This is a genomic window from Hydrogenophaga sp. (assembly GCF_030158645.1).
GTDB lineage: Bacteria > Pseudomonadota > Gammaproteobacteria > Burkholderiales > Burkholderiaceae_C > Hydrogenophaga.
The window spans coordinates 1-13,025 of record NZ_JAOASO010000092.1; the positions used below are offsets into that span (position 1 = coordinate 1).

12 protein-coding genes and 1 tRNA gene are annotated in these 13,025 nt (G+C 65.7%); 6 read left to right on the forward strand and 7 right to left on the reverse strand.

The genetic code is table 11. From position 1 onward, the window contains the following. Window positions 1–95: 95 nt before the first annotated feature. The 4 genes from Q1W68_RS10305 to Q1W68_RS10320 all read right to left on the reverse strand — a co-directional run bounded on the left by Q1W68_RS10305 (window position 96) and on the right by Q1W68_RS10320 (window position 3,822). Window positions 96–2,021 (reverse strand): SurA N-terminal domain-containing protein, encoded by a 1,926-nt coding sequence (locus tag Q1W68_RS10305; RefSeq protein ID WP_300656076.1) that lies wholly within the window; start codon window positions 2,019–2,021, stop codon window positions 96–98. Window positions 2,022–2,108: 87 nt separating this feature from the next. Further along, window positions 2,109–2,184, reverse strand: a tRNA-Val gene (locus Q1W68_RS10310). 22 nt (window positions 2,185–2,206) lie between these two features. After that, window positions 2,207–2,497, reverse strand: a complete 291-nt coding sequence (locus Q1W68_RS10315) for an HU family DNA-binding protein (protein ID WP_268766309.1) — start codon at window positions 2,495–2,497, stop codon at window positions 2,207–2,209. Window positions 2,498–2,730: 233 nt separating this feature from the next. Further along, window positions 2,731–3,822, reverse strand: a complete 1,092-nt coding sequence (locus Q1W68_RS10320) for a tartrate dehydrogenase (protein ID WP_300656078.1) — start codon at window positions 3,820–3,822, stop codon at window positions 2,731–2,733. A gap of 92 nt (window positions 3,823–3,914) precedes the next feature. Here Q1W68_RS10320 and Q1W68_RS10325 point away from each other — a divergent pair, with 92 nt between their 5' ends. Beyond that, window positions 3,915–4,895: a LysR family transcriptional regulator gene (locus Q1W68_RS10325; RefSeq protein ID WP_300656079.1), complete on the forward strand. Its 981-nt coding sequence runs from the start codon at window positions 3,915–3,917 to the stop codon at window positions 4,893–4,895. On the opposite strand, the gene Q1W68_RS10330 is transcribed toward Q1W68_RS10325, so the two are convergent. Both Q1W68_RS10330 and pgsA read right to left on the reverse strand, forming a co-directional pair. Next, a complete protein-coding gene (locus Q1W68_RS10330) occupies window positions 4,852–5,742 on the reverse strand; it encodes a DMT family transporter (protein ID WP_300656081.1) in 891 nt (296 codons plus the stop codon). The genes Q1W68_RS10325 and Q1W68_RS10330 overlap by 44 nt on opposite strands. A gap of 15 nt (window positions 5,743–5,757) precedes the next feature. Beyond that, window positions 5,758–6,327, reverse strand: a complete 570-nt coding sequence (pgsA, locus tag Q1W68_RS10335) for a CDP-diacylglycerol--glycerol-3-phosphate 3-phosphatidyltransferase (RefSeq protein WP_300656083.1) — start codon at window positions 6,325–6,327, stop codon at window positions 5,758–5,760. 239 nt (window positions 6,328–6,566) lie between these two features. Here pgsA and Q1W68_RS10340 point away from each other — a divergent pair, with 239 nt between their 5' ends. Next, complete coding sequence (locus Q1W68_RS10340; RefSeq protein ID WP_300716519.1) at window positions 6,567–7,187, forward strand: toxin-activating lysine-acyltransferase; 621 nt, start codon at window positions 6,567–6,569, stop codon at window positions 7,185–7,187. 7 nt (window positions 7,188–7,194) lie between these two features. Here the strand turns inward: Q1W68_RS10340 and uvrC are convergent, their stop codons facing one another. Continuing rightward, entirely contained in the window at window positions 7,195–9,252 is a 2,058-nt protein-coding gene (gene uvrC, locus Q1W68_RS10345) for an excinuclease ABC subunit UvrC (protein ID WP_300716521.1), read from the reverse strand. A gap of 50 nt (window positions 9,253–9,302) precedes the next feature. Here uvrC and earP point away from each other — a divergent pair, with 50 nt between their 5' ends. The 4 genes from earP to Q1W68_RS10365 all read left to right on the forward strand — a co-directional run bounded on the left by earP (window position 9,303) and on the right by Q1W68_RS10365 (window position 12,944). Then, window positions 9,303–10,364, forward strand: a complete 1,062-nt coding sequence (earP, locus tag Q1W68_RS10350; protein WP_300658052.1) for an elongation factor P maturation arginine rhamnosyltransferase EarP — start codon at window positions 9,303–9,305, stop codon at window positions 10,362–10,364. Between the two features lie 165 nt (window positions 10,365–10,529). Further along, window positions 10,530–11,084 carry an elongation factor P gene (gene efp, locus Q1W68_RS10355; protein ID WP_300716525.1) on the forward strand — a complete coding sequence of 185 codons (555 nt, stop codon included), beginning with the start codon at window positions 10,530–10,532 and terminating at the stop codon, window positions 11,082–11,084. Window positions 11,085–11,155: 71 nt separating this feature from the next. Next, on the forward strand, window positions 11,156–12,034 hold the full coding sequence (locus tag Q1W68_RS10360) for an AEC family transporter (RefSeq protein ID WP_300716528.1): 879 nt from the start codon (window positions 11,156–11,158) through the stop codon (window positions 12,032–12,034). A gap of 40 nt (window positions 12,035–12,074) precedes the next feature. Further along, complete coding sequence (locus Q1W68_RS10365) at window positions 12,075–12,944, forward strand: TIGR00730 family Rossman fold protein (RefSeq protein WP_300716530.1); 870 nt, start codon at window positions 12,075–12,077, stop codon at window positions 12,942–12,944. Window positions 12,945–13,025 lie beyond the last annotated feature (81 nt).

The following is a 13,025-nucleotide window of genomic DNA, read 5'->3' on the forward strand; positions in this document are numbered from 1 at the left end:
CAATCCTGGACTCTACCAACTGAGCTACAGCCACCGCAAGCCGCAGATTATAGCCGGAAGTCGCGCAGCGCCTTCCGGCCAGCCGCGGATAAACCTCAGCGGGAGGCTGCCACGGGCACAGCGGGCTTGGGCTCGTTCACCAGAATGCGGGCCTTGAAGCGCGTTTTGAGCGTTTCGTAGTAAGCCAGGCTCTCTGCGCCGGCCCACCATTGGCTGTACTGCTGCACTTCCTGGGTCAAGGCCTGAGGGGGTCGGGCCTCACGAGGCAGCACTTTTTCAACCTTCACGACGGCATAACCTGCGTCGCCCAGCGGCACACCGACCCAGGCCGGCAAGCTCTTGGGGTCGGCACTGAGTGCGGCGGTCAACACCGGCTGGGCGAGGCCTTGCGTGTTCTCGCGCGACAGCGTCTGCGCGGCGGAGAGGCCCGTCGCAGCGCCGCCGGATTTCCAGGCCTGGAGCTGCTTCTCGCCCTCTTCGCGCGCCAGTTCGGCCGAGCGCTGAGCCACCAGGCGGGCCCGCACCGTTTCGCGCACCTCGTCCAGCGGGCGGGTGCGGGCGGGCGAGTGCTTCACCACCCGTGCAGCCACCAGTTGGTTGGAGCCGGTCTCGATGGCTTCGGTGTTGCGCTTCTTGTCGATCGCGTCGGGCGCGAACAGTGCAGCCAGGAGCCGCTCGTTGGCCAGGACGCCGGGCGCACCTTGTGGCTGGCGCTGGACACCCTGGGCCGTGCGGATGTCGAGCTTCAGACGATCGGCTGCGGGCTGGAGGCTGTCGGCCTGTTCGTACACGAGGTTGCTGAAGGTCTCCGCTGCTTCTGCGAACTGCTTCTGCGCCTGTTGTTGCTTGAGCTCGGCTTCGATCTCGGGCCGCATGGACTCGAAGCTTTTCTGTGGCGGTGTCTTGATGTCGGTGAGCTGGATGATGTGGAAGCCGAACTCGGTCTCCACCAGATCGGAGATGCCACCCTTGGACAGCGAGAACGCCACGTCCTCGAACGGTTTGACCATGGCGCCACGCGCGAAGAAATCCAGGTCACCACCGTTGGCGGCAGAGCCGGGGTCTTGCGACTGTGCCTTGGCCACGTCGGCAAACGTCTCCGGGCTCTTGCGCAGTTGCTCCAGCAGGGCCGCCGCCTTGGCGCGCACGGCTTCCTTGTCGGCTGCGGCGGCTCCAGCGGGCACCGTCAACAGGATGTGGCGGGCGCGACGCTCCTCGGCACCGGCCAGTCGCCCGGCGTTCTGGTCGTAATAGGCGCGCACGTCGGCCTCGTTGAGCGCCAAAGACGCTTGCAGCGAAGCCGCGTCCAGCACAAGGTACTCGATATCGGCTTGTTCGGGCGCCTGGAACAACGGCCCGTTGGCGTTGTAGAACGTCTCGATCTCGGCATCGGTCGGCTTCACGCGGGCGGCAAAGTCGGCTGCGTTGAAACGGGCGATCTGAACTTCGCGGCGTTCAAAAAAGGCGTTGAGCGACACGGTGGCCAGGCCCACGGGTGCGAAACCCGATCCGAGGATGTTCTGTGCCACCTGCCGCTGCGACAGGTCCGCGCGCACGCGCGCCTCGAACATCTCGGGCGTCATGCCCTGGCGGGCCACCAGCGCGCGGTAAGCCTCCACATCCAGCGAACCGTCGGGTTTGCGCAAGGCAGCGATGGCTTCGTTTTGTTGCAGCTCGCTGGCCAGACGCTGGTCGCTGGTGAAGAGGTTGAGTTTTTGCGCCGCCGTGGCCAGCACGCGGTCGCGCACCAGCCGCTCCAGCGTGGCGTAGCGCGCTTCGTCGCTCTCCAGCAGCTTGGCGTCCAGCGTGGGCATGGCCTCGCGCAAGCGCTGTGACTCGACCTGGTGGGCCTGGTCCCATTCGGCTTTGGTGATCTCCTGTCCGTCCACCGAGGCAACGGGTTCACCGCTTTCATTGAACCGGGTGTACCCCTCGATGCCGAAGAGCACGAACGAGGGAATGATCAGGATCAGCAAGAAGCCCATGAGGTACTTCTTGTGGTTGCGGATGGTATCGAACATGCCTGGGACCCTGCTGCTTCAAAAGGGATGTGGAACGTTGTCTGGAGGACAACAAAAAAGGCGAACCCTGGTTCGCCTTTTCGATGGTGGTGGGTGCTGACGGGGTCGAACCGCCGACCTACTCCGTGTAAAGGAGCCGCTCTGCCAACTGAGCTAAGCACCCCACCGGAAAGTGGGCGATGGCCTCAGTTCAGTGCGTCTTTGAGCGCTTTGCCCGGACGGAACTTCGGCACCTTGGCGGCCTTGATTTTAATCTCGTCGCCGGTGCGGGGGTTGCGACCCTTGCGGGCAGGGCGCTTGGTCACCGCGAAAGAACCGAAACCCACGAGGGACACGGTGCCGCCCTTCTTGAGCGTGGTGCGGATGGCGGTGATGGTCGAATCGAGTGCGCGCGTGGCGGCTGCCTTGGAGATGTCGGCGTTCTTGGCAATGTGTTCGACGAGTTCTGTTTTGTTCACAAATGGCCCCTCTTGGATTGAGATGAGTGTTCCGTTGGTACAAAGCTTGTCCTGGAACGGCGCGGTTGGCGGCCGTGGGACGGGTCTTGTTGATCGCTGGACACGGTGATGACCGTGTCGAACGCATTGGATTAGACCCATGGGCTGCGAACCCTGTCAATACACAGGGAGAGCATGCCCCTTCCCGACGGCACAAGAGGCGAGATTCTAGACGTTTTCACCCGCTGCGCTGCCGCGCGCCACGCCCGGGATCAAGCCTTGATGGCCTGCGCAATCGCTCGTCCCACGTCGGCGGTGCCCGCCATCCCGCCGAGATCGGCGGTTCGGGGCGCGCCACTGCCGGGCTGCAGCACCGCTTCGATGGCGTTCATCACCGCATCGTGCGCTGCGCGGTGCCCCAGGAAGTCGAGCATGAGCGCGCCGCACCAGATCTGGCCGATCGGATTGGCAATGCCCTGGCCGGCGATGTCGGGCGCCGATCCGTGTACGGGTTCGAACAAAGACGGGTGCTGGCGCGTGGGGTTGAGGTTGGCGCTGGGTGCGATGCCGATGGTGCCGGTGCAGGCCGGCCCCAGGTCGGAGAGGATGTCGCCGAACAGGTTGCTGCCGACCACCACGTCGAAGAAGTCGGGGCGCTGCACAAAGTGTGCGGTGAGGATGTCGATGTGGAATTTGTCGACCCGCACGTCCGGGTACTCCTTGGCCATCTCGGCCACGCGTTCGTCCCAGTACGGCATGGTGATGGCGATGCCGTTGCTCTTGGTGGCACTCGTCAGGTGCTTCTTGGGGCGCGAGCGCGCGGTCTCGAAGGCGTAGCGCAACACACGGTCCACGCCGATGCGCGACATCACCGTCTCCTGCATCACGATCTCGCGCTCGGTACCGGGGTACATGCGCCCGCCGATGCTGGAGTACTCGCCTTCGGTGTTCTCGCGCACGATCACCATGTCGATCTCGCCGGGCGCACGCGCGCTGCCGTCGCGCCGCACCACCGGGGCGATCACGCCGGGCATGAGGCGCGCGGGCCGCACGTTGACGTACTGGTCGAACTCGCGGCGGAACAGCAGCAGCGAACCCCAGAGCGAGATGTGGTCGGGCACCTTGTCGGGCCAGCCCACCGCACCAAAGTAAATCGCCTCGTGGCCCCCGATCTGGTCTTTCCAGTCGTCCGGCAACATCTTGCCGTGGCGTTCGAAATAGTCGCAACTGGAGAAGTCGAAGTGGTCGAACTGCAGGTCGATGCCGAACTTCGTCGCGGCGGCTTCGAGCACGCGGATGCCCTCGGGCATGACTTCGGTGCCGATGCCGTCTCCGGCGATGACGGCGATGCGGTGTTGGCTCATGGGTGTACTTTCGCAAGGGTCGTTGGAGGTCGCCAGCATAGCCCGCTTCTCAGCAATAATTCGGCAATTGATTCGAGCCAAAAAGGAAGCAATTGGACCGTGCCGATCTGGAACTTGTGCTCGCCGTGCGCCAGCATCACAGCCTCGTGATGGCTGCCCGAGCGATGCGGGTGGCGCCTTCGGTGGTCACCAAACGCCTGGCCGCGCTGGAAGCGGGCCTGGGCCTGAAACTGTTCCAGCGCACCACCCGGCGCGTGAGTCCCACAGCCGAAGGCGATGCCTTGTGCGAGCGGGCCGCGCCCCTGCTGCGTGCCTTCGAGGATGTGGAAGCCGAGCTGCGCGAACGTCAGGTCGAGCCGGCCGGACCGATTCGGCTGGCGGCCACCTTCGGCTTTGGTCGCCTGTGGGTCGGGCCGGCGCTGGCCGAGTTCCAGGCCCTGCACCCGGGCGTGCAGGTGCAGTTGCAGCTCACCGAACAGCTGCCCGATCTCGCCGTGGAAGGATTTGACGGCGCCATCTGGCTCTGGAACGCACCGAACGAGCGCGCAGCGGAATGGGCATCGAGGCGGCTGGCCAGCAACCAGCGTGTCCTGGTGGCCGCGCCGGCCTACCTGGCGCGGCACGGCACGCCGCACACGCTGCCAGAACTCGGCGATCACCGCTGTCTGGTGGTGCGCGAAAACGGCGGCGGGCCGGGCCAGCGGTTTGACCATTGGCGGCTGCAGCGCGCAGGCGAGGCGCGGGTCCATCACGTGCCGGTGAACGGTCCGCTCTCCAGCAATTCGGGCGAGTTGGTGCGCGATTGGTGTTTGGGCGGCCACGGCATCATGCTGCGCAGCCTGTGGGACGTGGCACCGCAACTGGCCGGCGGCGAACTGGTGCGCGTGCTGCCCGACCACGCGATGACGGACGCCGACATCCACTGGCTCGCGCCCTACCGCGCGCAGACGCCGCGGCGCATTCGCCTGCTGGTGGATTTTCTGGTCGAACGCTTCCGCCACGAACCGTGGAAGCCAGCGCGGCGCGCCGTTACCGTGAAGCGCGGACCACCAGGCTCACGCCAAAAGCGGTGATGGCCGTGCCCGCCAGCGTGACCGCCGTGATGGGCTCTGCAAACAACACCCAGGCGATCAGCGCGGTGCACGGTGGCACCAGGTACATCAGGCTCGTGACCGAGGTCGCCGCACCGCGCTGGATGAGCATGTAGAGCAGCGAACTGCCACCCAGCGTCAGCCCGAGCACCGACCAGGCCATGGCCCCCATGAGCTGGCCGTTCCATTGCATGACCTCGGTTTCCAGCAAGGTCAGGGGCAGCGTGACGAGCAAGGCCGCGAGCAGTTGCACCGCGTTGGCGGTGCGCACGTCACAGGCTGCCACAAAACGCTTCTGGTACAGCGTGCCGATGGTGATGGAGAACAGCGCCATGACCGCCAGCGACAGGTTGAACCAGGTGGCCTGGTCCCCCGGGCCTCCGGCCCCGAACTTGCGCGACACCACCAGTACCAGCCCGGTAAAACCCAGCACGAGACCCAGCCATTGCCGCTTGCTGACTCGGGAGCCGGTGCCCGAAAGCCAGATGGCGGTGAGCACCGGCTGCAAACCAACGATGAGCGATGACAGGCCCGAGCCCATCCCCGCCTTGACCGCCACCCAGACACCGCCCAGATAGCCCGCGTGCATGAACACGCCCGTGACCGCGAGATGCACCCACTGCGCGCGGGAGGTCGGCCATTTCACACCGGCCAGGAGAATCCACGGCAGGAAGCAGGCGATGGACAGCGCGTAGCGCACCGCGAGGAACTTCATTGGCGGCGCGTAAGGCATGCCGTAGCGCGCGACGATGAAGCCGGTGCTCCAGATCAGCACGAACACCCAGGGCATGGCACGAAGCCACGCGTTGTCTTGCGTCGGAGAATGCATGGACCGTCTGCGCCGTCAGCGGGATTTGGCGCGAATCTCGGGAATGGCCTTCTGCAGGTAATAGACCATCGACCAGATGGTGAGCACCGCCGAAATCCAGATCAGCCAGGTGCCCCAGACATGGGTATCGATCAGCTGGAACAGGGTGCCGTCGAACAGCAGGAAGGGAATGGCCACCATCTGAACGGTGGTCTTGACCTTGCCGATCATGTGCACCGCCACGCTCTTGGTGGCGCCGATGATCGCCATCCACTCCCGCAGCGACGAGATGGCGATTTCACGTCCGATGATGATCAGCGCCACGAACACGTCGGCGCGGTCCAGGTGCACCAGCACGAGCAGCGCCGCACACACCAGGAACTTGTCCGCCACCGGATCGAGGAAGGCGCCGAAGGCCGAGGTCTGGTTGAGCTTTCGCGCCAGGTAACCGTCGGCCCAGTCGGTCAGCGCGAACACGACAAACATGACCGTGGCGATCAGGTTCTGCTGCGCCACGCTCATGCCTTCCAGATAGAACACCCCCACGATCAGCGGGATGGCCACGATGCGTGCCCAGGTGAGCAGGGTGGGGAGGTTGAAAAACATGGCGCGATTATGCGGGCTGGGTCGGGCGGCCCACCGACGGCGCACGGGGCGCGGGGCAAGCCCGGGAACAGGCTCGCGGACTTTCTCACGAAGACGTCTGTTTCGTACCGGGTTTCTTGCCACTCAATGAAATCTAAACAACTACATGAAAGACAATTTCAAGCTGTTTTGACGCGTTCAAATACAACTTTCATATCTACTTCTCAACGAAGACCGTGAACCGGAGCAACAGCCCGACCATGCACCACACCAACCACCTCCAAGCCCCACAACTCACCGGACAGGCCAATCGAACCAGCGAGGCGTTCGGTGCCGCCGTGTGGTTGTGGATGCAACTGCCTCGCCACCGCCAGCTCACCATCAAGAACCTTGAAAAGCGCTTGCTGGAGCCCATCCGCCAGGGACAGTACGTGCTGGTCTGCACAGGTCAGCACGAGCGCCAGCGAGACCCCGTGGCCTTGCTGCTCTACGCGTGTTTGAATGCACGCGCCGAGAGCCGCTACATCAAGGACCCCACCAGTCCACTGGCGCCCGCCGACTGGCGCAGCGGCGACCGGCTCTGGTTGATCGACTGGGTATCTCCTTTTGGTCAATCGCTGCAACTGCGCCACCGCATGCTGGAGCTGTTCGCGCGGCAAACCGCACGCAGCTTGCACCGCCACCCGCACTGGAACGGCAGCCGGGTCAAGACCTGGTTGGGCGACACCTGCTCAGCCGATGCCGCTCGCGCCTGGTGGGCTGAACGCCCGATCCTGAGCGGACCGCGCAGCACTCCGTCATGGCCCAGCGCATCGCCCTGGGAGCCCACCGTGCCCGCCGAACTCTTGCACCACGGCCTTCAAGGCGGCGCGTTCGCCTGAACCCCGCTCAATGCAGCGCTCGGTAAATCGCGTCGGCCAGCTCGGCCGAGATGCCTTCCACGGTGCAGAGGTCGTCGACACTGGCTGAAGCCACGCCGCGCACTCCCCCAAACCGCTGCAGCAGGCGCGCCCGCTTCTTCGGACCCACGCCGGGAATGTCCTCGAGCTTGCTGCCCCCGGTGCGCACCTTGGCCCGCTGGGCGCGCATGCCGGTGATGGCAAAGCGGTGGGCCTCGTCCCGGATCTGGGCCACCAGCATCAGCGCCGCAGAGTCGTGGCCCAGGTAGACCTTCTCCCGGCCATCGGCAAACACCAGTTCTTCCAGGCCGACCTTGCGCCCTTCGCCCTTTTCCACACCCACGATGATCGAGAGGTCCAGGCCCAGTTGCTGGAACACCTCGCGCGCCACGCTCACCTGGCCCTTGCCACCGTCGATGAGCACCAGGTCCGGCATGCGCGGGCCGGTGATCGACTCGGCGGTGGGCTCTGCCACGGGCTCCAGCGCCTCACCGTTGAGAGCCTGGGCAGATTCAGAAACTGCGAGGTTCGGCGCCTGGGTGTCCTCTGATCGCATGGCCTCGGCGATCTTGCCGTAGCGCCGCAGCAGCACCTGCTTCATGGCCGCGTAGTCGTCGCCCCCGGTGATGCCCTCGATCTTGTAGCGGCGGTACTGGCTGTTCTGCATCTTGTGGCCTTCGAACACCACACAAGACGCCTGGGTGGACTCACCAGCCGTGTGCGAGATGTCGAAGCACTCGATGCGCAGGGTGTCGAGCTGGTCGTCGGGCAGTTGCAGCGCGTCGGCCAGTGCCCGGGTGCGCGCCTGCTGACTGCCCTCCTCGGCCAGCAAGCGGGCCAGCGCGATGTCGGCGTTTTTCTGCGCCATCTCCAGCCAGATGCGGCGGTGCTCGCGCGGGTTGTGCACCGCGTTCACCTTGTTGCCCGTTTGTTCGGACAGCGCATCCAGCAGCGGCCGGCCCACCGCGTGGCTGGTCACCAGGATTTGCGGCATGGCGATCCCCAGGTAGTGCTGAGCAATGAAAGCTTCGAGCACCTGCACCGCCACGCGCTCAGCCGGGTCGCCGGTGGGCGCATCGCCTTCTTCGGAGAGCGCGTTGTCGATCGCGGTCGCATCGTCCACGTGCGCAGGGAAGTACGGCCGGTCGCCCAGGTGGCGCCCGCCGCGCACCATGGCCAGGTTCACGCAGGCGCGACCGCCGTGCACCTTGACCGCGAGCACGTCCACGTCCTTGTCGGACAGGTTGTCCATGGTCTGCTGGTGCAGCACGCGCGAGAGCGCGGTCATCTGGTTGCGCAGCTCGGCGGCCTGTTCGAATTCGAGTCTTTCGGCGTGCCCCAGCATGCGCTGCTCCAGCGCATCGAGCACGGCCTGCGTCTCGCCACGCAGGAAGCGCTCGGCGTCCTGCACGTCGCGTGCGTAGTCCTCGCTGTCGACCAGGTCCACACAGGGGCCGCTGCAGCGCTTGATCTGGTACAGCAGGCAAGGCCGCGTGCGGTTGGCAAACACCGTGTCTTCGCAGGTGCGCAGGCGAAACACCTTCTGCAGCAGCGTGATGGACTCCTTGACCGCCCAGGCGCTGGGGTACGGCCCGTAGTAACTGTGGCGCCGATCCACCACACCGCGGTAGTAAGCCATGCGCGGAAACGCGAGTGAGGGCACCGGCATCCTGGCCGAGGTGCGGAAGGTCTCGCGCGTGCCGGTGATCTTGAGGTAGGGGTAGCTCTTGTCGTCGCGGAACAGGATGTTGAACTTGGGGTTCAACGTCTTGATGAGGTTGTTCTCCAGCAGGAGCGCCTCGGCCTCGGAGCGCACGACGGTGGTCTCCATGCGCACGATCTTGCTGATCATGTGGCCGATGCGCGTGCCGTCGTGGCTCTTCTGGAAATAGCTCGACACGCGCTTCTTCAGGTTGCGCGCCTTGCCCACGTAGAGCAGCTGGCCCTGGGCGTCGAAATAGCGGTAGACGCCGGGCAGCCCGGGCAGAGCGGCCACTTCGCTGAGCAATTGGTCGGGATGGCTGGCTGGGGTGGGCGTGCTGGACATGGGCGCGTATTGTGCGCGGCCTGAAAAGCCTTGGCCCGACAATGGCGCCCATGCGTTGGGACATTTTCTGCAGGGTGATCGACAACTTCGGCGACGTGGGCGTGTGCTGGCGGCTCTCGGCCGAGCTCGCGCGGCGCGGCGAACGGGTGCGCCTGTGGCTGGACGACCCACTGGCGCTGGCCTGGATGGCGCCCGGTGCGCTTGAAGGCCAGGTGGAGGGCATCGAGGTGGTGCACTGGACCACACCACTGCACGCCGACCAGGTGGCCAGCCCACCTTTGGCGGACGTCTGGATTGAAGCTTTCGGCTGCGAGCCCCCGCCCGAATGCATCCACGACCTCGCCACGCGCCTGACCGGGGGCGAGCGCCCGCCGGTGTGGATCAACCTGGAATACCTGAGCGCCGAGACCTACGTGGAACGGTCGCACCGCCTGCCCTCGCCGGTCATGAGCGGGCCCCTTCGCGGACTCACCAAGTGGTTTTTCTACCCCGGCTTCACCGAACGCACCGGGGGGCTGCTGCGCGAGGCGGACCTGCTGCAGCGCCAGGCCGCGTTCGACGCTGAAGCCTGGCTGCGCGGCCTGGGGCTGTCACCGTCATCACGCCGGGCCAGCCTGTTCTGCTACGAACCCGCGGCCCTACCCGAGGTGCTGCGCCAGGCAGCGCAGGCGTCCTGGCAGTGGCTGGTCACGCCCGGGCGCGCCTGGCGCGCGGCACAGGCATCCCCGAGCGGCCAGCTGCACGCCCTGCCCTTGCTCACCCAAGTCGACTTCGACCACCTGCTCTGGGCCTGCGATCTCAATTTTGTGCGCGGCGAAGACTCGCTGGTGCGTGGGCTCTGGGCCGGCCAGCCCCTCGTGTGGCACATCTACCCACAGCACGATGACGCTCACCACGCCAAGCTGGAGGCCTTCCTGGACTGGCTTCAAGCCCCCGCCACGCTTCGCGTGTTTCACCGCGCCTGGAACGGGATCGGCAGTGCCGCCCCGGTGTGGCCGGACGCCGCCACGCTGGACGACTGGCGCGGCTGCGTGCAGTCTGCGCGCCAACGCCTGCTGACCCAGACCGATCTGGTCACCCAGCTGGGCGACTTCGTGCAGGGGAAGCGATAGGGAAAAGGCGATAAAATTCGAGGCTTTGCGGAAATCCGGCCCGGGCAACACGCCGGTCACCGCTTCCGCCAGCCGTCTGCCTCGCCGCACAGATCGCAGCCATCAGCTCAGTTCCCGGGTGTCCAGCCCACGCCGGGAGCACGCGGCCCAACCGTTGGAACCCCTATGAAAATCGCTCAAGAACTCCGCGCCGGCAACGTCATCATGCACGGCAAGGACCCGATGATCGTCCTGAAAACCGAATACAGCCGCGGTGGCCGTGGTGCCGCCACCGTGCGCCTGAAGCTCAAGGCCCTGCTCAACAACATGGCCACCGAAGTCGTCTGCAAGGCCGACGACAAGATGGACCAGATCATCCTCGACAAGAAGGAGTGCACCTACTCCTACTTCGCCGACCCGATGTACGTCTGCATGGACGCCGACTTCAACCAGTACGAAGTCGAAGCCGAGAACATGGGCGACGCGCTGAACTACCTCGAAGACGGCATGACCGTGGAAGTGGTGTTCTACGACGGCAAGGCCATCTCGGTGGAACTGCCCACCAGCGTCGAACGCGTGATCACCTGGACCGAACCCGCCGTGAAGGGCGACACGTCCGGCAAGGTGCTCAAGCCCGCGAAGATCGCCACCGGCTTCGAAGTCGCCGTGCCCTTGTTCGTGGCGCAAGACGACAAGATCGAGATCGACACGCGCACCGGCGAATACCGCAAACGGGTCTGATCACGCTCCGATCGTCCGGTTCAAGAGGCTCCTGCGGGAGCCTCTTTCGTTTGTATTCAACACATCGCGCCATGGACCTGCTCGCCCGCATCTCCGACGTCATCATCCCGGTCTTCCTGATCGTGGCCATCGGCTACGGCTACGCGCGCCGGGCCGTGCCCGACATGTCGGTGTTCAACCGCATCGCGCTCGACGTGCTGGCGCCCGTGCTGGTGTATTCGGCGCTGGCCTCGCGCGATTTCCGCATGGCCGACCACACCGCCCTGCTGATCGGCGGCACGGTGCTCATCCTGGGCTCCGGGCTGCTGGCCTGGCCGCTGGCGCGCGCCTTTGGCGCACAGCCTCGCACCCTGGTGCCGGTGGTCATGTTCAACAACTGCGGCAACATGGGCCTGCCGCTGGCCTTGCTGGCCTTCGGCCCGGCGAACTTCGGCGCGGCCGTGGCGCTCTTTTCGGTGAGCAACCTGCTGCATTTTTCGCTCGGCGCGCGCATCACCAGCCGCCTGGCGCGCACACGCGACCTGCTCACCAGCCCGCTCATGATCGGCACCGCACTGGGCTTCATCAGCGCGCTCACCGAGGTGCGCCCGCCGGACGTGGTGCTCTCCGGTCTGAAGCTGCTGGGCGACGCGCTGCTGCCCATGATGCTGTTCGCCCTGGGTGTGCGGCTCACTGCCCTCACCCGCTCGGGTCTGGCGCTGGGTTTGCTGGGCGCACTGGCACGACCCGTCATCGGGCTGGCCGTGGGCATCCCACTGGCCTGGGCGCTCGGCCTGGAGGGTGCTGCAAGGGGTCAGCTGCTGCTGTTCGCCGCCCTGCCCCCGGCCGTGATGCAGTTCATGCTCGCCGAGCGCTACCAGCAGGAGCCCGACAAAGTGGGCGCCATGATCATGCTGGGCAATGCACTGGCCATCCTGTTCGTGCCGCTGGCCCTGGCACTCGGGCTGTAGTCACACAAGCCGGTCACACTGACGATTCAAGGAGCCTCTCATGGAAACCAAACAGAACCTCAACGAACGCCGCCTGGCCGATGCCTGGGCCGAGCTTCAAACGCACGCCAACGAAGGCAACCCCCTGCACGCCGACGCCTACCGCCTGGCCTTTGCGGACCCCGAATTCCTGCTGCGCCGCGAAACGCGCGGCATCCGCTTTCAGCTGGAGATGCTCAAGCCCGACCTGGCGCAGCGCGACGCGGGCATCGAGAACACCGTGGTGGTATTCGGCAGCGCGCGCTTTCGCGAAGCCAGCGAAGCGCAAGAGATGCTGGTGCGCGCCGAACGCAGCGGCGAAGCGGCCGACATTGCGCGCGCCAAAGCCATGGTGCGCAACGCACCCTACTACGACCACGCCCGCGAATTCGCCCGCACGGTGGCGCGCTACAGCGCCAGCTGCCCCAAGGCCGACCAGCTCTACATCTGCACCGGCGGCGGCCCCGGCATCATGGAGGCCGCCAGCCGCGGCGCGCACGACGAAGGCGCGCTCAACGTGGGCCTGAACATCGCACTGCCGCACGAGCAGGCGGCGAACCCGTACGTCTCACCCGAGCTGAGCTTCAAGTTCCACTACTTCGCGCTGCGCAAGATGCATTTCATGATGCGCGCCAAGGCCCTGCTGGCCTTCCCGGGCGGCTTCGGCACGCTCGACGAGCTGTTCGAGGTGATCACGCTGGTGCAGTGCAAGAAGGCCAAGCCGGTGCCGATCCTGCTGTTCGGCTCGGACTACTGGAAGCGCCTGATCAACCTCGATGTGCTGGTGGAAGAAGGCGCGATCTCGCCCGAGGACCTGAACCTGTTCCAGTACGTGGACGATCCCAAGGTCGCGTGGGACGCGATCGTCAAGTTTTACGATTTGAAGACATAACCCCCCGCCGCGCTTCGCGCGTCCCCCCTTGAAAGGGGGGCGCACCCTGGGACCGGCAGAGCCAGATCCTCGGGTGCCCTG